This window comes from Oscillibacter sp. (genome assembly GCF_032018205.1).
GTDB lineage: Bacteria > Bacillota > Clostridia > Oscillospirales > Oscillospiraceae > Oscillibacter.
Genome location: NZ_DALZOY010000008.1, coordinates 47,507 through 72,448, shown reverse-complemented (window position 1 = coordinate 72,448; position 24,942 = coordinate 47,507). Strand labels below are relative to the sequence as shown.

General features: G+C 48.2%; 29 protein-coding genes. 5 read left to right on the top strand and 24 right to left on the bottom strand.

Features of this window, described 5'->3' with window-relative positions:
• Window positions 1-203 precede the first annotated feature (203 nt).
• From RTU96_RS08000 to RTU96_RS07985, 4 genes are all read left to right on the top strand, one after another.
• The gene (locus tag RTU96_RS08000) at window positions 204-1,091 is read left to right on the top strand and encodes a helix-turn-helix transcriptional regulator (RefSeq protein ID WP_312636030.1); all 888 of its coding nucleotides are present in this window, start codon (window positions 204-206) and stop codon (window positions 1,089-1,091) included.
• Between the two features lie 3 nt (window positions 1,092-1,094).
• The gene (locus RTU96_RS07995) at window positions 1,095-1,565 is read left to right on the top strand and encodes a VOC family protein (RefSeq protein WP_154527350.1); all 471 of its coding nucleotides are present in this window, start codon (window positions 1,095-1,097) and stop codon (window positions 1,563-1,565) included.
• Window positions 1,566-1,630: 65 nt separating this feature from the next.
• Window positions 1,631-1,837, top strand: coding sequence for a hypothetical protein (locus RTU96_RS07990; protein ID WP_154527348.1), 207 nt, complete (start codon window positions 1,631-1,633; stop codon window positions 1,835-1,837).
• Between the two features lie 55 nt (window positions 1,838-1,892).
• A complete protein-coding gene (locus RTU96_RS07985) occupies window positions 1,893-2,615 on the top strand; it encodes a DUF5131 family protein (RefSeq protein WP_154527346.1) in 723 nt (240 codons plus the stop codon).
• A 169-nt stretch (window positions 2,616-2,784) separates the two neighbouring features.
• On the opposite strand, the gene RTU96_RS07980 is transcribed toward RTU96_RS07985, so the two are convergent.
• The 24 genes from RTU96_RS07980 to RTU96_RS07865 form a co-directional block, all read right to left on the bottom strand.
• Window positions 2,785-3,123 (bottom strand): DUF3852 domain-containing protein, encoded by a 339-nt coding sequence (locus RTU96_RS07980; protein ID WP_154527324.1) that lies wholly within the window; start codon window positions 3,121-3,123, stop codon window positions 2,785-2,787.
• Between the two features lie 90 nt (window positions 3,124-3,213).
• Window positions 3,214-3,675 carry a hypothetical protein gene (locus RTU96_RS07975; protein ID WP_154527390.1) on the bottom strand — a complete coding sequence of 154 codons (462 nt, stop codon included), beginning with the start codon at window positions 3,673-3,675 and terminating at the stop codon, window positions 3,214-3,216.
• A 226-nt stretch (window positions 3,676-3,901) separates the two neighbouring features.
• Window positions 3,902-5,788 carry a group II intron reverse transcriptase/maturase gene (gene ltrA, locus RTU96_RS07970; protein WP_306569692.1) on the bottom strand — a complete coding sequence of 629 codons (1,887 nt, stop codon included), beginning with the start codon at window positions 5,786-5,788 and terminating at the stop codon, window positions 3,902-3,904.
• Window positions 5,789-5,987: 199 nt separating this feature from the next.
• The gene (locus RTU96_RS07965) at window positions 5,988-6,314 is read right to left on the bottom strand and encodes a hypothetical protein (RefSeq protein WP_312636026.1); all 327 of its coding nucleotides are present in this window, start codon (window positions 6,312-6,314) and stop codon (window positions 5,988-5,990) included.
• 198 nt (window positions 6,315-6,512) lie between these two features.
• Window positions 6,513-8,135, bottom strand: coding sequence for a hypothetical protein (locus RTU96_RS07960; RefSeq protein WP_286173392.1), 1,623 nt, complete (start codon window positions 8,133-8,135; stop codon window positions 6,513-6,515).
• A gap of 71 nt (window positions 8,136-8,206) precedes the next feature.
• On the bottom strand, window positions 8,207-8,785 hold the full coding sequence (locus RTU96_RS07955; protein WP_154523916.1) for a DUF6550 family protein: 579 nt from the start codon (window positions 8,783-8,785) through the stop codon (window positions 8,207-8,209).
• 99 nt (window positions 8,786-8,884) lie between these two features.
• On the bottom strand, window positions 8,885-9,436 hold the full coding sequence (locus RTU96_RS07950; RefSeq protein WP_312636064.1) for a hypothetical protein: 552 nt from the start codon (window positions 9,434-9,436) through the stop codon (window positions 8,885-8,887).
• Window positions 9,433-9,828: a DUF4320 family protein gene (locus tag RTU96_RS07945; RefSeq protein WP_154523997.1), complete on the bottom strand. Its 396-nt coding sequence runs from the start codon at window positions 9,826-9,828 to the stop codon at window positions 9,433-9,435. Before RTU96_RS07945 ends, RTU96_RS07950 begins: the two co-directional genes overlap by 4 nt.
• Window positions 9,825-10,484, bottom strand: a complete 660-nt coding sequence (locus tag RTU96_RS07940; protein ID WP_312636022.1) for a hypothetical protein — start codon at window positions 10,482-10,484, stop codon at window positions 9,825-9,827. The genes RTU96_RS07945 and RTU96_RS07940 overlap by 4 nt, the downstream gene beginning before the upstream one ends.
• 15 nt (window positions 10,485-10,499) lie before the next feature.
• A complete protein-coding gene (locus tag RTU96_RS07935; RefSeq protein WP_154523994.1) occupies window positions 10,500-11,369 on the bottom strand; it encodes a secretion protein F in 870 nt (289 codons plus the stop codon).
• 8 nt (window positions 11,370-11,377) lie between these two features.
• A complete protein-coding gene (locus RTU96_RS07930; RefSeq protein WP_312636021.1) occupies window positions 11,378-12,307 on the bottom strand; it encodes a hypothetical protein in 930 nt (309 codons plus the stop codon).
• Window positions 12,304-13,677, bottom strand: a complete 1,374-nt coding sequence (locus RTU96_RS07925; RefSeq protein ID WP_286173402.1) for an ATPase, T2SS/T4P/T4SS family — start codon at window positions 13,675-13,677, stop codon at window positions 12,304-12,306. The genes RTU96_RS07930 and RTU96_RS07925 overlap by 4 nt, the downstream gene beginning before the upstream one ends.
• A gap of 50 nt (window positions 13,678-13,727) precedes the next feature.
• On the bottom strand, window positions 13,728-14,540 hold the full coding sequence (locus tag RTU96_RS07920) for an AAA family ATPase (protein WP_154523902.1): 813 nt from the start codon (window positions 14,538-14,540) through the stop codon (window positions 13,728-13,730).
• Between the two features lies 1 nt (window position 14,541).
• Window positions 14,542-15,369 carry a Flp pilus assembly protein CpaB gene (cpaB, locus tag RTU96_RS07915; protein ID WP_312636020.1) on the bottom strand — a complete coding sequence of 276 codons (828 nt, stop codon included), beginning with the start codon at window positions 15,367-15,369 and terminating at the stop codon, window positions 14,542-14,544.
• Window positions 15,370-15,524: 155 nt separating this feature from the next.
• Window positions 15,525-15,950 carry an A24 family peptidase; A24 family peptidase; prepilin peptidase gene (locus RTU96_RS07910; protein ID WP_154523991.1) on the bottom strand — a complete coding sequence of 142 codons (426 nt, stop codon included), beginning with the start codon at window positions 15,948-15,950 and terminating at the stop codon, window positions 15,525-15,527.
• Entirely contained in the window at window positions 15,940-16,170 is a 231-nt protein-coding gene (locus tag RTU96_RS07905) for a DUF6133 family protein (protein ID WP_024345959.1), read from the bottom strand. The genes RTU96_RS07910 and RTU96_RS07905 overlap by 11 nt, the downstream gene beginning before the upstream one ends.
• A gap of 63 nt (window positions 16,171-16,233) precedes the next feature.
• A complete protein-coding gene (locus tag RTU96_RS07900) occupies window positions 16,234-16,629 on the bottom strand; it encodes a SpoVG family protein (RefSeq protein WP_154523896.1) in 396 nt (131 codons plus the stop codon).
• Entirely contained in the window at window positions 16,622-16,855 is a 234-nt protein-coding gene (locus tag RTU96_RS07895) for a SpoVG family protein (protein WP_312636016.1), read from the bottom strand. The genes RTU96_RS07900 and RTU96_RS07895 overlap by 8 nt, the downstream gene beginning before the upstream one ends.
• Before the next feature lie 163 nt (window positions 16,856-17,018).
• A complete protein-coding gene (locus tag RTU96_RS07890) occupies window positions 17,019-17,579 on the bottom strand; it encodes a YodL domain-containing protein (RefSeq protein WP_154523890.1) in 561 nt (186 codons plus the stop codon).
• A 29-nt stretch (window positions 17,580-17,608) separates the two neighbouring features.
• Window positions 17,609-21,664, bottom strand: a complete 4,056-nt coding sequence (locus RTU96_RS07885) for an S-layer homology domain-containing protein (protein WP_154523887.1) — start codon at window positions 21,662-21,664, stop codon at window positions 17,609-17,611.
• A gap of 52 nt (window positions 21,665-21,716) precedes the next feature.
• Window positions 21,717-22,304 (bottom strand): hypothetical protein, encoded by a 588-nt coding sequence (locus tag RTU96_RS07880; RefSeq protein WP_312636014.1) that lies wholly within the window; start codon window positions 22,302-22,304, stop codon window positions 21,717-21,719.
• 3 nt (window positions 22,305-22,307) lie between these two features.
• Window positions 22,308-22,592: an AbrB/MazE/SpoVT family DNA-binding domain-containing protein gene (locus RTU96_RS07875; protein WP_033165229.1), complete on the bottom strand. Its 285-nt coding sequence runs from the start codon at window positions 22,590-22,592 to the stop codon at window positions 22,308-22,310.
• Window positions 22,589-23,026, bottom strand: coding sequence for a hypothetical protein (locus tag RTU96_RS07870; RefSeq protein ID WP_154523884.1), 438 nt, complete (start codon window positions 23,024-23,026; stop codon window positions 22,589-22,591). Before RTU96_RS07870 ends, RTU96_RS07875 begins: the two co-directional genes overlap by 4 nt.
• A gap of 36 nt (window positions 23,027-23,062) precedes the next feature.
• Entirely contained in the window at window positions 23,063-23,995 is a 933-nt protein-coding gene (locus RTU96_RS07865) for a DNA adenine methylase (protein WP_154523881.1), read from the bottom strand.
• A gap of 547 nt (window positions 23,996-24,542) precedes the next feature.
• Here RTU96_RS07865 and RTU96_RS07855 point away from each other — a divergent pair.
• Entirely contained in the window at window positions 24,543-24,923 is a 381-nt protein-coding gene (locus RTU96_RS07855; RefSeq protein ID WP_154523875.1) for a helix-turn-helix domain-containing protein, read from the top strand.
• Window positions 24,924-24,942: the final 19 nt, after the last annotated feature.

Below are 24,942 nucleotides of genomic sequence, written 5' to 3'. Positions count from 1 at the left end.
TACCAAGGATCTGCCAGTCAATGCTTGCATAAAGACGGTGAACGGATTTTAATTTTCATAGCACCAAACTCATCCCTATTGTCTATATTTAATTGATTGAAACTTCTATTTTGCTATGGTAAACTTATTTCATATATTTACTGAGTAAAACTATTTTGAAATGACAGTGAAGAAAAAATTACCCCGAAGGGGTGTATTTATATTTGCTTGATTTGGATTCGGCGGATAAACATCATGAAAACTTCACTCTGAAAATAAGGGGGACCGATTTGATTACTAAAAACGACAAGCAATTTAATATGTTTCCCTCCCATGTGGGGCTGAGAAAATATATTCAATACTACAACATTGTATTTCCATCGAAGGATACATTTACGGCGCACTATACGCTTATGCCGAACGCATGTGGAACATTATCGCTTGCCTTTGATGGAACCGCTGTCATTGCCGAACTATGGGGAGCATCTTTAACCCCTGTTTTGTTAGGAATGGAACCAAATAGTTATCATGTCCTGCTGCTTATCCAGTTTTCGCCCTATGGTTTGTATCAAATCACACGCCAAAGCCAAGCGGAGTTTGCAGACAAGCGCCTTTCGCTTGAGGACATTGACAACGAGCTATTTCATTCGTTGTATCAAGCCTTTGTAATGTCTAAAACCGCAACAGATTTAGCAAATATTTGTGAAAAGATTTTATACCGGCGTATGGAAAAGTACGTTATTTCCGACGCTTTATTATTAGCGTCTACCGTGATTTCTGATAGCCATGGACAAGTACAAGTGAAAGAAGTTGCCCGGCAATCGGGTTACAGTGAGCGACAATTAAATCGCTTGTTTCTTGCGCAAATAGGAATGAATATTAAGGACTTTGCACGCCTAACCCGCTTTAACTATGTCTTAAAGCACATTCAAACATCGCCTTGCTTCTTTGCAGCATTGTCGCAACAAGCCGGATATTTCGACCAAGCCCATTTTGATAAAGACTTCAAGGCTATCAGCGGTGTTACCCCTCAAAAGTATATGAAAACAATGTCGGATTTTTACTATGACGGAACAGAGATATACGATACAATATCCTCAAAGGAGGATTGAAAAATGAAATATCATGGTTGTCTTTTAGCGGTTAAAGATATATCCGCTTCTAAGCATTTTTATGAAAATGTGCTTCATCAAAACGCTGTAATGGATATTGGCGTACATGTAACCTTTGAGGGCTTTTCTCTGCAACAAGGATACGCCGAGCTTGTTGGTGTGGCAGTCGATAGCGTAAAAGAGCAGTCACACAACTTTCAAGTCTATTTTGAAGTGGAAGATTTAGACAAAGTATACGCCGAAATGAAAAGTATATCCGGCTTACAATGGGTGCATGAAATAAAGGAATACCCGTGGGGGCAGCGTGACATTCGGGTATATGACCCCGATAAGCATATTGTAGAGATTGCAGAGGATATGAATACGGTTATCAAACGCTTTTTAAATCAGGGCATGTCAGCTGAGGAAGTGTCCAAGCGCACAATGTTTCCCCTTGAAGTCGTAAAACAGTATGGGTCGTGCTTTGATATATGACACATGGCGGCTTTGGTAAATCCAAGCCGCTATATTATTCCAAACAAGATCGGAGGAGAGGGAGAATGAGTAAATATGAGCCGCTCTGGAAGGCGATAGGTCAACGCACGGAAAACAGCTTCACGCTGACCTATGCCGAGATTGAACAGATTCTGGGCTTTCCCATTGACCATGCCTTTTTAAACTTCAAGAAGGAACTGCCCTCCTACGGCTATGAGGTGGGTAAGATCTTCATGAAGGCACAGACGGTGACGTTTAAACGCTGCGTTTGACAAGCGGCTGCATTTCTTCTATCATCGGCTTCACTCATCCAAGAGGAGGAACACTATGAACTGGGAGCCATGGACAGGCTGTTATAAAATAAGTGATGGCTGTACAAATTGCTATTTTTACGGGCCACATGCGAAACGCTACGGTCAAAGCACCATACAAAAAACAGATAAATTTGATTGGCCTGTAAGGAAAAATGCAAAGGGCGAATACAACATTAAAGGAAACAAAATTCTTGCAACCTGCTTTGCGACTGACTTTTTCCTACCCGAAGCGGATGAGTGGCGTAAAGAAGTTTGGGCAATCATCAAGGAAAGAACAGATATTGATTTTTTGATTTTGACAAAGCGAATTGACCGCTTCCCCCAATCGCTTCCGTCTGATTGGGGGTCAGGCTATGACAATGTGAATATTGGCTGTACTGTCGAAAATCAAGAATTAGCCGATTACAGACTCCCACTCTTTTTATCCTATCCGATTAAGCGGCGTTTTATTGCTTGCTCCCCACTTTTAGAAGCGATTGATTTAACACCCTATCTTCATGGAGTAGACCATGTTACTGTTGGCGGCGAAACAGGACGAGAAGCCCGTATGTGCGATTATGATTGGGTACTTAATATCCGTGAACAATGCGTAAAAGCAGATGTAACCTTTTGGTTCAAGAATACAGGCTCACTTTTCAAACGTGACGGTGTAGTGGAAAAAATAAATCCATTTAAGCAAAACAGTGTGGCAAAAGAGCTCGATATTGATATTTCAGATGGGAAAAGATTGTTCTGATCAAATCAATGGAGCAAAGCATTATTGCCTATTTTACTTCATGAATATTCTGAACGAACCAAATGAGAAACCCCTCTGTTGGTGACTAAGTTCACCTACACAATCAAATCTGACTTGCCACGAAATTGAGCCGTTGCACCTTACTTAGATGCAACGGCTCTTGCTGTATCTACATCCCTAAAATCGTCCAGATGTACAGCGGGCAGGTCAGTGCAAACACGAGGCAGGCGAACAGAATTGCGGGCGCGGCCCACTCAAATTGCCCGTGCTTACGGTAATCAAAGTACGCCATCGCAAGTTTAGCAAAGAAAAAGACCGCCAGAATCAGGTCAATTGCGGGAAAAACGACCTTGTTCACCACGGTCTTGATTTGCCCGGAGGCATCGTTCCATGTTCCTTCAATCGCTCCCGCCACATCGCCGGAACCTGCCGCATACGCTGTCGTACCGAACAGTCCGATAATCAACAGCATGACACAGAGCATAGACAGGATTCGTTTCATTTTCATAGGGTTACCACCTTTCATTATTGGTTTTGGTGCAGAAAAAAGCCGTGAAGTTTTCACTCCACAGCCTTGTTGCTTTTCTGCTGTTGTTTGCTACATGGAAAGCCGGGGCTGCTGATTTTGCTCCAGCAACGGAGCGACCTCTATCACCTCCGGATTTGCCTGAAATTTAAAGTCACTACGGAAACCGACCTTTAACCGGCTGAATTCCTTTGCCGCCGCCAGCAGCTCGGGAGGACTGCCGTGGGATATCTCCTGATTCCAGCGAACCCATTCACCATTCTGGTATCGGTGCGTGAGTCTGAGAATCACATAATCCTCCGGCACAAAGGTTGGATACCGTTGGAGTATACCGTTTACATCATAATAGGGCTTACCCTCCTGCATGACCGTTCTTTCCATCAATGTCAAAGTATCCTCCAGAGAAGTGCAGAACCAGCATTCCCGGTCACCAAACCGGCGTATTCTGCCGTCCTGCAAAATGCTGTCCAGCCGTTCCTTTTTGGTGTAATGATATAGGCTGCCCTCCGGTTTTTCAATGCGTTCATATGCCATATTGTACCTCTCAATCCGGTTTGACAGGCGCAATGTGCCAGTCATCCCAAACGCTTCCCTGGATGTTTACTGAGTCGGTCAGATTCATAGAAAGCATTCCCGAAGATGTCGATAGGTAAGACCTTGATATAATCTCCGTCTTTTCCCCCGACCCACACCGTACATGAGCCTTTCAGCTCATACGGCGTTCCATCACTAAAATTCATTTACACAATACACATAACTTTCAAGACTGCTGAATTACTTCTAAATTTAGAAGCTTACGCAAGGAATTCACCTTACTCAACTGCCGTTTATCGGGTTTTAGTTTCCTCAGATATTTTTCTACTATCTCCTTAGTGGTAGCGTGAAGAAGTATGTGAACATCTTCACTCACAATAATTAGATTCTGGTATTTATCGTTTCCTCCTGATTTTCGGGAAACTTTATGATGACAATGAATATCATCAATTTCAAGCAATTTCTTCGAGACAGCACATTTCCCTTGCTGTGCGCAGTACAATGACAGTCGATTGTCATTGTACTCAACGCTTTTGCTTGCATCAGCATTCAGCATAAGGTAATGCAAAACACCCATGTTGATATTTCCGAGCTGTTTATGAATTTCAGCCCGGCCTTCGGTTGTAAACTTGTTAATACTTTTCTTTTTAAACATAGGACTTGAGTGTTTTATATAGCCTATGGGAAGGATTGGGTGCTTCTTCACGTATCTCAACTGCTTGCTTTTACCATATTTCACTTTGATAAATGGAGACAATGGAACATCAGAGGTCTTTTTCAAACGGTCTTTCAGTCTTCTTTTTAAGGCTCGGTGTACTAAGAAAGCATATTTATTAAGGTCAAGATTGACATCGGTAGCAATTCTGTAATAAGTATGCCAGCCGATTATCATTGAATTGTATCGCATAATCGCCTTGTATTCTTCCGTGTCATTTGAAGGACGTTGTATCTCCTTAATGGCACTTTTCAGCTTCTCTGCAATCTTCTTCATGGATTTCTCATTCAATTTCGATTGAACAACATACCTTGTTTCTCCGTTTGGCTGTTTACCTTTCGGAGTGGCTCTAAGCTTAAACCCCAGAAATTCGGAGTAGCTTCTTTTTAGATTGACTACCTTTGATTTTTCGGGACTAATATCAAGCCCCAAACGTTCTTTTAACCACATTTTTGTTGCAATGAACATTTTATCCGCATCGCTTCTGTACCGACAAAATATTTTAAAATCATCGGCGTAACGAACAACAAAGCATTCCTTTAGTTCTGTATATTTCCGCAATGATGAGTAGATATGACCCCTGATTTCAGTACCATTTCTCGCTGTTTGCAGGCTATATTTACGTTGCGTAGGCATAAGCTCAAACTGGCTGGCTATCCACCAATCCAATTCATTTAGCACAATATTTGACAGGAGTGGGGATATTATGCCACCCTGCGGCGTTCCCTTTTCTGGAAACCCTATGCCAACGACCTCTGCTTTGAGCATACAGGAAATGATTGATAAAAGCTTCTTGTCCCTGATACCCATAGCCCACATTTGTTTCAACAGCTTTCCATGGCTGACATTATCAAAGAAGCCTTTAATATCAATGTCAACCACAAAATACAAGTGCTGAATCTGTATACATTTGTAGGCTTGCGCCATTGCCTGTTCTGCATTTCGATTTGGTCTGAATCCATTGCTTCTCTCAAAGAACTTTGCTTCACAAATAGGCTCCAGCACTTGTAGAATGCACTGCTGGATAAGCCTATCCATGATAGTAGGAATTCCAAGCGGTCTGGTTTTTCCGTTCCCTTTTGGTATTTCCACTCTGCGGACTTTTTGTGGCTGGTAGTAATCGAGCTTTTTCTGAATATGCTGTATTAATTTTGCCGTCTCCCATTTTTCTAAATGAGAAATTGTTTTATTGTCTGCTCCCGCTGTTTTACTCCCTGAATTGGTTTTGATATTTCTATATGCCAATCGAATATTCTGCTCTGAACAAATGTATCCCATTAAATCTGAGAATACCTTTTGCTCTTTGCTTTCTGCATATAAATCATCAAGAACCTGCTGGAAGTCATAATATTCAGCATTTCGCAGATATGCTTTCTTCGCTGCTCGCAGTCCTGTCAAAGTCAGTAAATCCTTTCAATATGGATTTGCTTTTCTTAGTCATACTCGAACCTTTGATTTGTTAGTGTTTGTTTTTCTTGTAATTTTAGTGACTTGTGGCTATTCCTCCACGGCTTATTATCACCGCTTCACAGGTCATGCCACTACTCTCAGTCAGATAAAGCCAAGTTATGTGAAAATCACTTTCCTTGACAACGCTTCATAGAGGGCAACTCTCTGCGTTCTGACCTTTCCTCGTTCCGATATTCCTATCTTTACATGATGCCCTTAGGTAATCCTCTGAGCCTGCATACTTGATACCGCCTGTAACGGTATAGGGTATTTCATAGGACGACAGTTTTACTTTACCCCATATGCCAAACCGTAGTTTCACATACATTTCTATATGTTCAGCCTTATAGACCCGTACATTCGGATTTTCGTCAGTGTTAGTCTTACACATTCTAACCATAGGCATTTTATAGACCCCCGACCTATCAGCTACACCTCTCACCTCTGGGAAGCTTTCGTTTTCAATGGTAATCATTGAAGCTACGGTAGCTTTCAGCCGACTTCACCGAGCTTTATACGCTTTGCTTTTTGCCAAGCTCACGCATATCGGAGTATCAGGGTGAGCGTTTCAAGGCGTTACCCCATCATTCCACTCATTGAAATATCACTTCTCCAAGAACTGCATTACATATTTTATTAAGAGATAATGCAGACTTGTGCGTAACCTTTTCAGTTACGAACGAGTCGCACGCGTCCAGCAATCTATCAGCCATGTGTAGGGAGTGTAGCTTCCGTTTGGCATCCATACGGGAGTGAAGTGGGTTCTGCGTTTGTAGGTAGAATACTTGTTGGCAGCAAATTCAAACCTGGAGCTATAGCCGTATTGGGTACGCTCTAAAAGCCGCCAGTACGTCTGATATTGAAATTCTGGAAAATAGGTAACGGCATTCTGCGCATCAGTCACCGCAGAGGATTGATTGGTACTGACATTTGCAGTAGTGCTTTGATTGATTCCGTAACCGCTTCCCATGGTTTTTCCCGAGGCAGTCGGTATCTTTGCATCGGGCGTGATGCGCATGGTTGCAGAAAGACTGGCATGATAAGCGTCCCAATCGAACTCCCACCATCCTTCGTCTTCCCACCATCCATCTTCATCTTCATCACCGCTGTGCCAAACCCAATATTCATGCCACCACGGGCGCCAGACACCCCAAGAGGCCGAGGTCTTCTGTTCCTTGCTCGGCACGGATGGTTTGGTATATCCGTCGTTCCGGTCATCTGCCACAGGATTAGGCGGATCATTCCCGGATAGGTCAACGATTTTAGCTGTAATGGTACCCTTACTGGCAGAGCCGCTGCCTGATACAGACACATCAATGGTCATTGTCTGTGGTGTGGAGGGTGTCCTCCAGCGTACCCATACCAGTTGGCTATCCCCCTCTGGGTAGTACACGCCACTGACGGTATAAGTTCTGCCACCTATGTTGAATCGGACTGTTACCGGATGGTCAGGATCGGACTGACCGCCACGAACAGTGACTGCGGTGATGACATCGGTATTAACGCGATACTCATAATCCCATGCAGTCAATTCGGGTGGTTTGTTAGGTTTTTCCTTAAACCTGACAACACCGATTCCCAGGGATGAAATGATATCAACATTAGAGGCCGATGATGATCTTGAGCCTGACCATGCGGGATAACCGAGATCCGATACCTCTAAAAACATTGCTAAAGGCAGGTTTTTGTGGCTAAGCGAAACCATCTTGCTTCGCAGTCCACCACCTAGCTTCTGATCGTAAAGCGCTGCTTCGGTGGCTGTCATCGCCATTTTTACACCCTGAAATGTAATATAGGCAATAGGTTCCAGCAGAAGCTTGTATTCGCCGTTAATTAATACATCATAGTTCATACCGGTAACTTGAGCGATATATCGGATAACAAGTTCATCTGTAAAATAACTTTTAATTTGTGCAATGCTTGCCTGCCCACTGCCTGAACTTATTATTCGAGGCATGGAAAGAGCTGGTTTTAAGCAAGTGTACGTTGACGTGGTTGGCGAAACCCCGTGCCCGTTGGTATATGCAATTTTCGAAACTTTTCCAAAATGCACAGAGACCGATGGGGTTTTGTTTGAGAAATCTATAGGGGTTGTTACAGTAGCTCTATCGCTTTCACGAACAACGGTAATTCTAACACCCTCATTGCCAGAATTCCAATAGTTTTCGCTGGTACCGCTACCCATGCCGCCACCTCCATGATCAATGTTTCCATCTCCTTCGGCATGGGCGGTGTTCGGCAAAAACGCAGAAACTAGCAGCACCAGTATAAGCAAAATACTGAGATGTCGTTTCATATGATACCTCCCTGAAACAGTAAAAAGCACCGAATAATCGGTGCTTTTTATGTTATATTCTTTTTTGTGGGCTAATCCATCTGCCCCACTTTATTTCCTGTCAGCTCATCGCCCTCATTACCCACAGTCTCCTGCTTAACACCGCCGCCTTCATCTTCAATCCATCCAAAACCCGGTACATATATCTTTCCATCTTTCTTTTCTCCACCTGCGGGTTCCTGCGGTGTTGTCTTTACCGTTCCCTCCGTCTTATTCTCAAGAGGCTTGCTTGGATTAGCGGCAGGTTGTTCTTCTTTGGAAGCTTCCGGTTTAGGTGCTTCTGTAGGTGCGGGTGGTTTCGTAGGCTCTGCCTGGATACTCTGCTCGGTACCGGTGGATTTTCCGGTATCCGCACCCTCCGTCACTGCTGGTGTTTCTGTCGGATCAATTGATGGTACGCTGATCTTCGGCGTTTCCGAAGGCAGCGTAGAAGGGTCCGGAATATCTACGCTGGGGGTGACCTCACTGGACACCGCCTGCGTTGGCAGTATCTCCGGTTCGTTGGGAACCTCTGTTTTAAACTGTGAGGCAATTGCTATTACAAGGGCGATGCTCACAACACCGAGTCCTGCAACTGTAAGTCTGCGTTTTGTTTTTTCTGTCAGTTTCATGTAGGATGACCTCCTTTTCGTGAATGGTTGATGGTATGTTTTTCAATGACACACCATACTACATAAGTTTTCGGAAGTCTATGGATAATCCGAAAACAGCTAAAATAAAGGCATATATTTCGCCTGCGCTTTGAGGTTAATCACCATCGGCGGGAGCAGCTTGCCCCCAAACCGTACCGGAACCTCCAATCGAATCACTGCATCAGCCAGAAATCCACGGCTGTTGTTTGGGCTGCCCGGTGCCAGCGGCATATTTTCTAAGTTTACAGATAGTCGTGAGAGTTTGAATTCCAAGCCATCTCCGGCATATTTTACATGATATCCGCCTTCGTAGCGCAGCCCCAACAGCTCGTCCAGATACCCATATATGTCGCCGTAGTCGAGGCTTTCCTCAAATTCATCCGCAGATGGCATGTATGCTCCGGCATAGCCCTCCCGGACACCGTGATATACATCGTCATAGCTGTCGTTCACGGTGGAAATGACAGCGGATTGAACCGCGTCCCGGACACCCTGGGCAATAATTGCAAGTCGGATATATTCGGCGGCTCCGCACAGCACCATCAGCAGCACCAAGGCTACTGCAATAATTAAGGGAAACGAGGTTCCTTTGTTATTTTTCAGAATATCATATTTTTTCCCATTTGTCACTTCCAATACACCTCGCTTTTCCCGCTGGCCTGTGCTTTCAGTGTGACAGGGAAGCTCCCGAATCCGCCGAATAATCCAAGGTCTGTCTGCACGGTCACCGTCACAGTAACATCCTGATTTAGCTGGATTTTTCCGCTTTTTGACCAAGAGATATTGGGATTAATTCCGGTCTTTTCGGTCAGCACCTGCGCCCGAAGTGTCGTTTCATTTCCAACACGCCCAGCAATTTCCGCTTCCCGGCACAGCTCGGAAGCATAGGTGTCCAGCTTGTTCTTTGTAACGAATACAGGCAGGACGCTGACTGCCACAGCAATAACCAGCATTACGCACAACACCAGCACGGCTACGTCAATATAACCTTCACCGCGCCTGTTTTTCAGAATTTTCTTCAGCACAGGGTCACCCCCTCCATGGGTGTCTGCTCCTGCTCCATATCCATTTCATAAATATAATCACTGAGCAGATGCCATGCACCATCACTGAAACGGGCATTTACAACCACCTGTTCCAGCAGTTCTTCTGCAGGAATTTCCACAGCACACTCTGGGCTTCCCGGATGCCCCTTTGTGCTCTGCCCGTCCAGCAGAAGTTGTGCCTTTTCTGGTGTAAGATACACATATCCGCCTGGCGTCATCATATCATAGGCAACGCCTTGGTGCTTTTCAATGAACTCCCGAACAGTTACAGGGCGATCCCGGTTTGTAGACGGTTCTGCGCCTTTTGACAATGCATAGAGTTTTTCTGTATCCTGGCTGTCCATTACCGCCCATAGCACATGGGCGAAATCCTCATCATGCACCAACTCCATACCGTTCTCTGCTATCCATCTATCCCGCACGACCTCCAGCGGATTTTCAAAACGCAGCAGCCATGCGGCCTGCTGCTCATCCACATAGCTCATGAGGTGTTTTTTTGTCATCTGAACCGCATAGATTTCCTCTGCTTTTTCAATCAGTTCCTCCGGTGCAAGTGCCGCCCATTCTGCGGTAAAAGCATTGTAATTTTCCTGTATCCGGTCAAACAGCAGGGCTTGATATTTGTTTTCCAAAGTTACACCTCCAATCTAAAACATTGTTCCAAGAGAATTTAAAATCTCCAAGGCTATGATGGCAAGATAGGTAAAAAGAAAGCACATCAGCATAATAAAGGAGAATATCCGGATCTTCGGCGGGATCTTCTGTGCCTGCCCCTTGAGTCTCTGAAGCTCCAGTGCTTTAAAATCATGCGCCAGCATCTGAAAATGAACAGCGCTGTCATCGCCGCGCAGTACGCCAATGAGACCTCTGACCACATCAGAGAGCATGGGCGAATTAAGCCTTGACTCAAACCGGGTGAGCGCCGCTTCATAGCTGGAGGAGCGCATGTCAGCGGTCAGCACATCCAGCTCATGGGCAAAGGCAGGTCCGGCATTCTTCTTGTAGGTTTCAATCATCGCCAGCACATCCCGGCTGGCCTTTAGGGTCTGCTCAATGGTTGCCACAAATCGGGGAAGCTCACCTTCTACCTGCTCTCGCTTTTCCCGAAGCTGCTCGTCAGCACGTTTTGTTTCCTGAAAATAGGTCAGCACTGCCAGAATCAACAGTACCGGAGCCAGCAGCGGAAGCAGGAACAGGCACGGCAGCGCACCAAGTGCTATGGCTCCGGATTTGGTAATGGCATAGGCCGTATACACCTCCGGTGTCATGGAAATACCGGAAGCCTTCAGGATATTTGCCATTCGGCTTCGCTTGTACTCATCCATCCGGATGTATTTCGAGAGCTTTACCGCACCTGTCATCAGCCACGCTTCCACTGTTTTAGCAGCTTTCTTATTTTCCTTGCCGGCTCCCAGCATGGCCTTTCCGGCTCCCATGGCGGGAAGCTTTAGCACATCTGCCAATATCAGAAATAACCCCGCGGCAATAAGGATTCCGGTAAAAAATAACTGTGTCATCATCCCGGTCACCTCCTGTACTCAATGGGCTTGGTCAGCTTAATGACAAAGGCCGTGGAGATAAACATGGCGGCAGCACACACTGCCAGAATAATCTGTCCCACCATGGTGTGCATCAGCGTATGATACCAATCCCGGTTCAGCATGTACATGATAGGGATGTTGCCCACCACCAGCATCGCCATAATGATAAATTCCTTGCGTGGTTCAGATACCAGATACTCCAGCTCCGCATTGATAATCCGCATATCGCTGAGCTTTGAGACAATGGGCGTCAGCGTGGTTTTTAGGCTTCTGTCATAACGGCAGGAGCTGATGGCATCCACCCATTCGTGGAACACATCGTTCTGAATCTTTGGCTTCATGGCATGGAGTGCAGCTTCCACATCCGGGTCAATGAGCTGCGTTTGTGCCAGAAACTCTGTAAACACGTTTTTTACCGGCGGATTCAAATACTGTACGCTTTCCTCAATTGCGGTGAGTATATCCTCGTTTCTTAGATAAGAGGTTGTAATGATGGAGAGCGCAGTTTCCAGCTCGGCCGCCACCGCCTTTTTGTAATGAGTTGACGTCAGCCGGATGTACCAAAAGGGCAGGGACATCAGCCCCGCCGCCAGCACTGGCACAAGAAATACGTTGTTTAGCAGAATAGCAAAGGCCGCCCCTGCCGCGAAAAGTAACAGCGATACCGCGCAAACCATGGAAAAGCGGCTTGCACGTCCGGTGAGTTTTAAGATCTCCTGCACTTCAATGATCTCCCGGCGCAGAAAACGGGCTTTTTTCCGGTTCGTGCTTTCATTGATCTGCGCACGGATGCTTTGATCCTTTCGGGTCAGAAACCCAAACAGACCATCTGTAAATTCCAGAGGAGAAAGGCCGAGGATGAGAAAACTGCCTGCAATCAAACCGATGCAGGCAGTTAAAAGGATTCCTGTCATGCGGCACCTCCCATCGCAAGAATGCGCTTGAGTGTACTTTGCGGCATGCCGTTCTCCAATAGCCTTCTCTGCAGACTTCCTGAGATGCCCTGCACGATCTCATGGTGTCCGGCAATGATGAATTTCCCGTTCTCCATACGGTTTTCGGTGATGTGGTACTGGAACAGCGGACGGAAGTTTCTTGTGCCGTCCGGCAGGATCTCGCATTCCATAATTTCCATGACGCGGCGGGCCTTATTCTCCAGCTGCTTGCAGAACACCACAAGGGGATAGGCTTCTGTCACATACGCCATGAGGGTTTCATCAGACATATCCACCGCACGTTTGCACAGGGATACCATTCTGCGCCATGTGGCCTCACAGCTGTTAGAGTGAATAGTGGTCAATACCGTGATACCAGTTCGGGCTGCTTCCTGGGCTGCGTTTGCCTCGGCGCTTCGCATTTCTCCCACCACTACATAATCGGGGTTAAAGCGCAGAGACATATCCAGAAGACTGGTCTGCGTAATCCGCTGCCGTTCATTTTCACTGTCGCGGGTCAGCGTGTGGATGACACTGTTTACGACTTGCCCATCTTGGCGCCTTACCAATGCAAGCTCGCGGGAGCCGTTTTCAATGGTAAAGATACGCTTTCCATCCGGGATGGTGGTCAGAAGCCATCCTGCCAGCGTGGTCTTGCCGGAGCTGGTGGCTCCAGCCACACAGGTGGACACCCCGTATCGCAGGCATTCCGATAAAAAGTCCAGCATCGGCTCCGTGGCTGTGCCGCCTCCGGTAAAGTCATCCTTTTGCATGGACTGCGGGTTTACAATACGGATAGAGGCGGCTACGCCAACATCTTCATCCACCACTGGAGACTTTAGAACCGCAATACGGATATTCTTGCTTAAATGCCCAAGTGCAGTAGGGCTGGCATTATCTAACACCATGCCGGAGACATGCAGCATGCGGCGCACCACATTGATTGCGTGTTCGGGACTTTCAAAGTGTTCCGTAAGCTTCTTGGTGATGCCGTTGCTGTACTGAACTTCCACATCGTCCCAGGCGTTTACGTCAATTTCCTCAATGCCCTCCCCGAAGATGTACTTGGTCAGGAAGGAAAACTCGGCCATTTCGGTATAAAGCGCGTCAGTGAGCTGGTTCTCGGTCATTCCCGCCACTGCTACCCGGTTATCCTGGAGGTACTTGGCAATATACCGTTTGATCTGCTCTTTTCGCTCCCCGTTACTGCCATCCGTAATGAGTCCCGCATAATGGGAGGAAATATGCGCCTGCACCTCCCGGAGGACGGAACCAAATTCATGGGTATTTGAGGATGAAAAAAACAGGCTCTGAGAGCCTGCCGCAGTTCGTGTCTTATCTATTTTCATAACTGGAGCAGATACCGTCTGCCGGTCTGCTTTTCCAGGCTTCTTTCGGCTCATACGCCAAACACCTCCTTTGCTATTTTTTCAATCTCCTTGCGAAACCCCCGGCTATCCTTGAGGCTCAGCTCCCCAAACAGATTTCCGCAGAGAGCCAGATTTTCCAGCTCATCGGAATGCGGGAGCTGAAATACCACATTGCCCAGCACCTGTTCAATATGCTCTCCTGCCTGCTTGGAGCGTACATTGGATGCCACCTTATACTGCTTATCTGCATCCCATTTCTGATCCTTCAGCAGGGGAAGCTGGCTGGACAGATAGCTGATTGATTTTAAGTCGCAGTTTACCAGACGGAGAACGGAGTCCGCCTCCAGAAGAGAAACCGCTGACAGAATGTCGTGAGCAATATAGCTGCCACAGTCGATGATGATGTAGGGTGCGATGTCTCGCAGGTGGTCGATCAGTTCCGCCGCCAGCTCCTGGCTGTAGGGCGGATAGGTAAACACATTTTCTCCCTTGAGCATGCCGATCATGGTCAGGTTGCCGATTTTCTTATGGGTCACGCAGTTCTGTTCAATGAGCAGATCGCTTACATGGGTGGCGGCAAGGATACTGCCAAGAGAGCGTTCACACTCCAAGTCACCGGGAGGGCAGATGCAGGGAAGCATGGGGGCGGTCATATCACACAGCAAAAGTGCCACGTTCTTTTTTTGTTCGGCAAGGTATTTTGCAAGGCGCACACTAACGGTGGTCTTGCCGCTGCCGGGGCTGCCCCATACTGCCAGCACCTGCACATCCTGTTCCGGTTCCTCCGGCAGGGCTTCCGTTTTATCTCGGGAGAACAGGCTTCCCTTCATAAAGTTCAGCATCTTATTCACCTCCTGCTTCTGTGGCAGGAGCCTCCGTTTCAGCAGAGGGTTCTGTGCCGGAGGGCTGCGCCGCTTCAGTATCGTCCGATGCTACCGGTACGGGATACAGCTTGGCGATAACCTCATCCTGCAGCTTAGTAAACTGAACGGCACTTTCCTTTGCCCCCCTGAAAACAAGTGAAAGGTGGAGCTTTCCATCCGCTTCCAGCGCTGCAAGGATTTTTGCTTGTTCGGGCGATACCAACAGTGTCACAGTAGAGGGAAGCTCCTTTTCATCTTCCTCTTCAGAAATCTCTCCGGTATCTGTGTCATAGCCGGTGCTGGCCGTGACGCCGATCACCTCTACATAGGTCAGTTCCGGGGGAATGACTGTGGCTCCCTGTTTTTTATAGTCCGGTGCAATGACCGAGACAATATCGCCTGAGATGAGCTTGCCGGAAAGCCCTTGGGCAAAGTTTTTGATGCTGACCGAAATGGCCTGCTTGTCACCATTTAAGCTGTACAGATAGGCATTTTCAGCAGCTGGAACGTCAGAGAGCTTATCGGTAAGGATATAATCTCCGGGAAACAGGTCCGCTTCGGCATATTTGCCTATCACCGATTCAGGCTGGCGCATTAAGTTCTCCGGCAGGTTATATCCGCCCACCTCCACTGTCTGCACAGTATCCTTTGTGATCTGGTCGCCGGCTTTGATCTCCTTTACCACCCGAACAATACTTGTTTTCTGCGATACGCTTTGGTTAAACAGCGGAGTAAGCGCAAAGCAGATGAGTAACGAAAGCACGATGCAGAGTACCCCCAGCATCGTGCGGTTTTTTAGAAAACTCATAGAGACAATTCCTCCTTCTTTCTATTAACATTCGGATTAGAATTAAAAAAAGCGGCGGTTTCGGAATCTGCGGATAAGCAGTGCTGCAACTGCAGCAACCGGAACGGCAACACAAGCGACAGTAACTAATGTTTTTTTCATGGGATAGTCCTCCTTCAAAATAAAAAATAGGCTGCAAGACAGCCAATGGATAGAAAAGGCGCGAGGGGGTATGCCCTTGGCACAGTCCTCCCACGCAGTTTTTGGATGATAAAACACAGCATATGAAACAGAAGAAGCAGGATAAGTCCTGCCACTAACGCTGTCATTCCGTTGTAAAAGCCCAGCACCAGACCGGAAGCCGCCATGAGCTTGATATCCCCGCCGCCCATGCCGCCCCATAACAGGGCGGCACTGAGCAGGACGAGGCTGGGAATCAGTCCAAGCAGTTTTTCCGGCGTAAAATCAAGCAGAGCGGTCAGGACGATGCATAGGCACAGCATATCGGGGACGATCCGTTTGCAGATATCCCAAGCGGATACCGCAGTTAGCAGGACAATAAAAAAGCCGCCCTGCAGCAGGAGCGACGGATCAGCCACCATAATTGAACATATCAACGATACGCTGTTTTAATGTAGGTAAGACGGTCTCCCCGAACAGAGCATACAGTCCGGCCAGCACCAGAGCCCCAATGACAACAGCCATAAGGATCTTGATGGCCGTGTCGACGAAATTTTCCCCGTCCTTTCTGCGGAGCAAAGCCTGTGCTTCCAGTGCCTTTGTGGTGAGCTTATTGCTTACCTTGGATACGAATTTTTTCATTGAAATGACCTCCATTTTATTTGATTTGGTTTTTAATATTGGTGAATGGGTGACAAGGCAAGACTACAGCCCTGCCATCTGCATACCGGGCTGCTGTTCCGGCTGGGAAGCCTGTTCCATCAGCTGTCTGCCCTGGGTCTGACTCTGTGTCAGTGCCTGTTGGTAGGCATCGACAACCGCTTGATTCAGCTGCTCGCGGAACTCCTTGGTGACCGGGAAGCAGATATCCTTGTACTCGCCATTGCCCGCCTTATAGCTGGGCATGGCAATAAACAGCCCCTTGGTGCTGTCCACGATTTTAACGTTGCGGATAGCAAAGCAGTCGTTTAGGTTGACCGATGCATACGCTCTGACATTTCCATCCGGACGAATGGAGCCGATTTTTACATCGATCTTCATGGAGAGCGGCTGTTCAGCGGCGGTTGGTGCGGCTTTCGGTGCAGTTTGTGTTTTACTCATGGGGGAATCCTCCTTCTTCAGATTCTTCTACTTGCAGTGTCTGCTCCCCGGCCTGCAAGAGTGCCTTTCGGTATGCTTCCAGTACCACTTCGTTGATCTGCTCCCGAAGCTCTTTTACGATAGGAAAGCAGGTGTCCCGGTACTCGCCGGAGGTACTTCTGCGGCTGGGCATAGCAGCAAACAGACCGGTGGGTGTTTCGATGACCTTCACGCCCCCGGACAACAAAGCAGTCCGCAAGCGTAATGGGTGCAAAGGCTCTTACTCTGCCATTTAAGTGAATCTTATTGATACGGGCATCGATTCTGATGGATGTTAATTGCTGGTTCATGTGTTTTCCTCCTTCATTTTCAGGCAATAAAAAACAGCCCTATGGCTGTATGGTTTATGGCTACAGATTCATTTGCGGCCCTTCAATTTGTTCCTGCTCCGGCGCTTGAAATGAGATTTCCTTGAAACCAAAGGTATCACAGTAATGAAAGGTGCTGCCGCTTTTATCATACAGCTCCAGCACATCTGACATAGACAGACTGTGCCCTTCATAGTCGGGTGGGTGGTCGACATTAAATTTGGTATAGAGTGCTTCCAGATCATTGGTGTCCACCTCGCCGTCGTACACTACCTGATAGCTGGCAGGGTCTGGTTCTCCGAAACGTCTTGTAAAGTCATCATAGCTGATGAATTTCATCATCACATCCGTTTCAGGTGCAATCTGCCACACACGGCAGCGCCTTAACAGTGCAGCGTTGCCCTCCGGATCGAGGGTTCCCGCCGCCAGACGCTCGAAGGTGCCGGGTGTCCATTCCACTTCCAGTCCCTTTTTTTCTGTGAGATAGGATTTCAGTTCATCGGTTTGGAACATAGGATCGACCACAGCATTTTCCCCGGAGAGATAGCCTGCCGTGTTTCCGTAGTACAGAATGCGGTTGTTTTTAATCTGAATGTTACTCATGAAAAGCCCTCCTTTCCAGGTGAGGCTGATTATTGGAAGTAAAACTCCACACTGTAGGTAATGTTTGATTTGTTATACATGCAGTCGTGATTTGTATAATAAAACATCTCCAATTGACTGTAGATGCCGGGCGAAAGGGAACGGCTGAAGGTGATACCGTTGGTGGTAGTTCCGTAGTCGAGCTGATCCCACTGTCCGGTCAAGGTATTGTATCCGCGGACACGTCCGTAGTCATTGCCGGAATGCCCGGATACAGGCGGCACGGTAAAGGTGTAATTGGTAATGGTCGCACCGGAAATACCCTGCTCCAGAATAACTGATTCCGGGCCTGTCAGAGTCATGCCGCCGCCGCGATTCGGGTCGGCTACAAAGAAAACGATTGCTGCCCAGGGCGACTCGGCTCCAGTGGAATCCACGGCTTTCACACGCACCATGTTCTTGCCAAGCGGATAAGCAGTACTTGTTTGTGCGGGACGCCCTTCCCAAATATAGGTGATGGCATCTCCATCCGGATCGCTGCTGGAAGCGGTAATGGTGATGGACACGCCCGGCGCTATACTGTTGCCGTTTGGTGTGCGGGTAATCACCGGGGTGCCGGGTGCAGAATTGCTTACAGTGAAGGTGATATTCGTCCAGTCGGAATATAGCCCCCATGCATCCTTGGCACGGACCTTCACGGTGTGAGTTCCCACGGCATAATAGCCGTCGGCGGTGTTGCCGGAGTATTCCAGTGTGACAGCATCCCCATCCGGGTCGGTAGCCGATGCAGTAAGATTCACCCGCAGCTTGGCATTTTGAGCCGTGCGGGTAACGGAAGCACTTCCAGTCGGTTTGTTCGGTGCATTGTTGGTAATGGCGACATTTTGAGAGTAACTAAAGGCGCGTCCCGTGCTGTCTGTGGTGCTGGCAGTCAGAACATAGCTGCCTGTGGCACTGATGGTGATATTGCCGCCACTATTGGTGAGACTTCCGGTGTAAGCTGCCGGACTGCCGCCCTTAGTCAGCGCCCACACTAGATTTCTGCCATCCAGTCCGGTGGCTGCCGGCAGGGATACATTAAAACCAGCGCCGATATGAACAGAGGACGGAATGGTAAACGGGAAGCTGGCAACAGGCTTGATTGTTCCTGCATTTGAAACAAACGTAAACTTGCGGTCGTTTGTATCTGTTGCTTCTGCGATCAACTTTACAGAGATTGTCTTATTGGTCGAGATATGCAGATTTCCTCCGTTGGACGATAGAGTTCCAGATGCATATTCAGCATATGGTCTGGCGGCTCCGCCATCAACAGAAAGGAGCCAAGCAATATTCGTTTCCGCCAGCTCGGAGCCCGAAGCGGTAACTGCCATGGAATCCCCGCTGTAGGTCAATGCCGGAACGCTGATGTTCATGGTTGGGATAGGATAGACAGTTAAGCTCCGTTTTCTTTCGTAGGTACGGCCGGCAGGGTCCGTCATGGTCAGGGTCAGCTCATAGGTTCCTTTTGCAGGAAAAACGAGGGAGCCACCTTCTTCTGTCAACATACCGGAAGCATAAGCAGCATAAGGCTTGGCTTCGTCTGCATCCTTGCTGACTGCCCAGTTGGCTGTGAGGTTTTCTAGATCCGTACCGGTGACACTAACCGCTCCAGCTTCTCCTGCATACCATACTTGCGGCGCACTCAGCGAAACAGAAGGTACCGGGTAGACGGTTGTAGCTGCGCTGAAAGAGAATACACGGTCAAGAGCATCCGTCATGGAGGCAGTCAGGGTATAGGTTCCGACATCCTGAAAGCGGATTTTCCCGCCGTAAGCATTCAAACTGCCTTCCAATGCATTGGTAAGCTCCACCGGCTCCCCATCTTTTGTGAGCACCCATTCTACTGGCAGCGTATTGTTATTGCCACGGGTACGCAGGTCAAGGGTGCGGTCGGTATGGGTGGCGTCCGGCAGCTCGAAGGAAAGGGTCAGCACCGGCAGGACTTCAATCCTTCCGCCGTCCTCATACAGGAACACACGGCCGGTTTCGTCGGTGATCCTGGCAATAAGCTCATAGATTCCTGCATGCTTGAACCGGATGGTGCCGCCGCTGTTTGTAAGCGTACCGTCAAGATAAGTTGCAAGATCCTGGAATCCAAAGCTGTTCTCCAACAGCCACTCCACCTTTAGATCCCCCAATTCCAAGATTTCTGGAATAATGGATACGGGGGTATCCGTATGGGCAGTTTCCGGCAGCTGGTAGGTGATACGCAGTACCGGATAGACCTTAATAGGTGCAGTATAGCTGTAGCTTCTGCCAGCAGGGTCTGTAAAGGCGGCTTTCAGCATATATTCGCCCTTTTCCTTAAAGCGCACGGTGCTGTCGGTACCGGTCAGAGTTCCTTCTACATAATCCGAAAGCGTGACCGCTTCACCGTTTCGGGTCAGCGACCACTGGATTTCAGCAGTCCCAAGATGTTGGAATGATGCCTGCACCTGAACACTTTCGTCTGTATGGGAAATCTCCGGCAGATAGAAGCCAACTGCGCCCACCGGGTAGATGGTAACGGCCTGTGATGCTTCAAAGGTTCTGCCAGTTTCATCTGTCAGCGTTCCGGTAAGACGGTACACGCCTTTGTCCTTAAAACGAACTTTGCCGCCTTCATCGGTCAGGGAGCCTTCCAGTTCCTCTGCGATTTCAGCCGTTTCTCCATTCTTCATAAGGCTCCACACCACAGGCATATCATCTGCATTTAGCAGTGTGGTAGAGATGTCCAGCTCCGTATCGGTATGGGCTGCTTCAGGAAGTCCAAAGGTAATCTCTGCAACGGGATAGACTGTTGTACTTTCCGTATGGGTAAAGCTGCGGCCAGTTTCATCGGTCAGGGATGCTGTAAGTGTCTGTTGTCCGGAACTCTTGAACACAAAGGTGCCGCCCTCATTTCCAAGCGCACCATCCAGCATATCGGTAAGAGCTGTTGTTTCACCGTCTTTTTCTGCTGTCCACACAATGTCATGCCCATAGAGCACTTCCGGTGCATAGAACAGGGTCACCGATTTGTCTGTGTGAGTGGTTTCCGGCAGGGCGAAGGTCAGGTCAACCACCGGGTAGACCGTCACCGTTTTGGATAGCACGGTTTCCTTTCCTCTGACGTTTTTCGCTGTTGCGGTCAGGGTATATTTACCCGGCTCCTTAAACTGGAGTATACCGCCCTCCAGGCTGAGCGTGCCGGCATCTGTCAGTTCTGCCGTCTGCTCGGAGCCGTCCACGGCAGTTTTACTCAACGTCCATGTAAAGCTCTGCATATATTTCCATACCGGCATGACCTTAATTTCAGTATCGGTATGTGCGGTTTCAAGAAGTTCAAAACGCACCTGCGCATCCGGGTAGGAATAGGAGCCGCTCCCTGAACTACCACCGGAGCCGCCGGAGCTTCCTGAATCATCATCGTCATCCGAATTTCCACCGGGTGTCGGTGTTGGTTTCACAGGTGTCGGCTTCACAGGATCGGGCGTATTAGGCGCGGGTGTTGGCTTGGGTATTTCCGGTGTGGGGGTAGGTGTTGGAAGAGGTTTCGTTTTATCAATCAGAGCCTTGGCCTCACCCTTGGTAACCGGATCATTCGGCTTCAATTTGCCATCAAAATTTTCTCCGGCAATACCTTCCTCCTTGCCGATAATGATATAGCCCTTGTCATCATCTTTAATGTCCTTGTCATCGTCATAGCCGCTGTGTCCCTGGGTATTTTTCGCTTCCTCATCCTTTCCGCTGATACGCACCAGCATTTTGATGATTTCGGCACGGGTGATTGGATCATCGGGATGGAAGCCATCCGGATAGTCAGCAGGATCAATGATGCCTGCATCAATCAGCGCCTCAATGTACTTTTCTGACCAATGTCCGTCAATATCAGGGAAGCTGGCCGGGTCTTTCTCCACATCCTTTGTATCCAGCGGGATATCCCGTACCATAATAGTGGCGAATTCACCACGGGTGAGGATCTCATCCTCCGGGATAAACAAATCGGGTCGCTGTTCCATAAAAACAAAAATCCCGCCGCCGATCAGCAGCAGGAGGAGAATGAGAATGGCGATTACGCCAACCTTTCTCTTTTTCTTTTCTGCCATGAGAATACCTTCCTTTCAGTTTTTTATAAAAGGAGCCAAAATCTGCAATGCGTTACAGCTTCAGCTCCATGCCGCCATTTTGTTCCTGTTCTTTGCGATGTGCATCCAGCATTTCCTGCGTTGGATAGATGAGTTTACCATCCACCATTTCAAGAACGCAGAAATCATCCCTGTCGCAGACCATGATTCGATGCTGATATTCCTTCTGCAGGTCGATGTAGTCCTGCACCTCCTTGGGGTTGCAAAGCCACACACCAGAGGTATAGCGACCATCCGGCAGAAAACAATAACCGCTGTACTGAGGCTCATGATTTTTCAAGTCCAGCGCTCCTGCCGGACGAAGCTGTGACAGCTGGAGTCTGGCATGGTCCGTAAGAATTTCAGGCTTCGCAATGCCGAGAATGTCACTGCGGTTCCAGCGTATCTGTTCGCCATCTGCCAGAGATACGGCAAAGACCGCACGTCCACTGGGATTTTGCTTGCTGCCAAAGCCACCGGTACAGAAATATAACTGATGCTCTGCACTGCGATGGGATTCAGGCAGTGCGGCTGAGCTCAGTACAACCACCTTTCCCTCCAGCGAGATATCATATCCTGTCTGCCGGCAGTCCTGCGAAGTGAAAAGCTTTTTTTCTTCCACGAATTAATTCTCCTTCCTTTGCTTGAGCAGCTCCGTTAAATCGGTTATAAGACTTAGCTGCGTGTCATCCGGCATACGCTTAATGGCGGCGCGAACATAGGCTTCCACCGCTTCGGGTGACTGGTCGCCTACCTCGATAAGCTCTACCTTCTGAATGCTGACTGCACCTTGACGGACATTCAGCTTTACGATATCGCCATAGTCCAGTCCGGATGCAGAGCGCATGTCCTTGGGAATCAGCACTCTGCCCTTACTATCGATAATGCGGTATGTGTTTTTGGCGTTCATACAAAGTAACCCTCCTTTCTCATAACCTCCCGAACGGTATCGGGGTGAATACCAAGCTCTTGAAAGAGCCCGGTCAGCTCCTCTGGCAGCTGATTTAAAATATCAGAGGCTAAAATGACAATGGCACCATCCCCACAGATGATTTCCAGAGCGCTGTCGGCAGCAATTCCCGCATCCTCCAGCAGCTCTGCCGGCAGATTCAAACTGTTCTCGTCATCTGATTCTTCCTCATCATCCGGTTCATCCGACAAAGCACACAATGGTACGGCAACATCGATGCCGGATTGGGTAAGTAAAAGCAAGGGTGCTGATTCCTCCCCCTGGGATGCAAGAATGACATCGACCTGTTCACCGGGTGTCAGCCCTGCAGGAATTGCAGGAAGCGTCAGAAGTCCATGGGAATCGACGACCGCTTTTGTTTTCATAATTTTCATAGAATAGTTCCTCCTTCATAGTTGTCCCTTACGGGGTTAAGATTGTCCGAAGAAAAGTTCGGGATCAAAAAGATTCATTTGCGTTGGTCTATCTCGCAGCCGTTCCTCAGTGTCGTAGTTTGAAATCAGCACCTCAGCGTACTCACTGCCATTGTCATAGCGCTGCGCCAGATTATTGAGACGGCTGACCGATTCGATCTGGAAGTCTTTATACAGCTCCCTGATGAATTCGCAGTCGTTATAGCTGACCAGAAATTTACCCTTGCAGGCTGTCAGCGTGTCCCGCAAACGATAATGATCCTCTTTTCTGAATTCAACAGCATAATGTCCTTCTGTCTGGTAATAGGGAGGATCGCAATAAATAAAAGCATTTTCTCTGTCGTACTGTCGGATGAGGTCTTCAAAGTCCTTGTTCTCTATGACCGTATCCTTTAAACGAACATTGGCCTGCCAGAGCAGGTGGAAGACTTTCCGGATATCAAAGGGCTGACAGCCGAAGCTGGTGCATCCGCTTCCGTAACTGTATCGAATGAGTTTATAGAAGGCGGCGGCGCGCTTCACATCATTCATGACTGCTTTCTCTGTAAGAATCTGCCGGATGTCTTCATGCTCAAGCGGGGTGAGATATCGCTCGGCAAGCTCTAACTCCTTTGCGAGATACTCACTGGTGAATTCCTGCTTCTCCAAATATCTGCGAAGCACACCAAACTCATCTCGCCCATTCAGCGGCAGAAAGTTCAGTTCCTGAATCAGTGCAAGGGTTTGCTCCTTAGCACACCGGAACATGTTCGTGAGGTCGTAGTTAAAATCGTTGTACACCTCCATGGCGGTATCAACCGGCCGACCGAACAGCACCCAGCCCCCGCCGCCGAAAACCTCAATGTACCGCCCGAACTCTTTGGGCATTCGCTGATAGATTAGCTCCCGCAGTGCTTTTTTTCCGCCTACCCAGCTGATGATGCTGTTCATTTTTTCACCTGCCTTTACTGCGGCGGTTGATGGCATCAACATCCGTTTTCATACAGGTTCCATCCGGACTCCAGCAAATGAAACCGACACGGGGATAGGGACAGCCATCGCATCGGGAACGCTCGGCTGGGAGCGGCACGCCATAACGTTTTGGGGGACCGGTTGCTCCCGCACCCGGCTTTTCTAATGGATTTGCTTTTTGATTCATGGTTTATGCTCCTTTCGCTGAAAACAAAAAAGGCGCCGCCTTTTTTTCAAAGACGACGCCTCATGTTTTCTTATTCTGTTAATGATAGTTGATTCGGGAAAAAGAAAAAGCCCCTCTCAGTTTCAGGTGAAACTAAAAAGGCGCTACAAATTGAGGTGTGTTCCACTGCACCTTTGGGTTATCGCAGCCAAATCATAACGATAACATAGGTTCATACATCCTATGCAAATGTTACCGCTTTACAAAAAGCGAAATAATGCGTACAATACGAGCAGTTGAACTGCTCATTGAAAGCTGTAGCAGTTCAGTGTTCTTATTGTATAAGGAGTGATCATCAGGATGACCTTCGGGGATAAATTCAAGCAGGAAAGAAGCAGGCTTGGCTTAACACAACAGGAAACAGCAGACGGTCTGCAAATTAACCGCCGCATGATCACACGATATGAAACCGGGATCTCGTTTCCCCGCTCCAGGGATGCCTATAAAAAGATTGCCAGCTTTTTCGGAGTGGATGTTAACTACCTGCTGTCCGAGGATCAGGAGCTTACTGTCGTCACCACTGAGCAGTATGGAAGCCGGGGCATGAAGCAAGCGAAGGAGCTCATTGACGGATTAGCCAGTTTATTTGCTGGCGATACTTTGTCTGAGCAGGATAAGCATATAGTTATAAAGGCATTGCAGGATGTTTATATGGAATCAAGAGTAATAAAAACAGGTTGATTTTAATCAGCGTAGATAA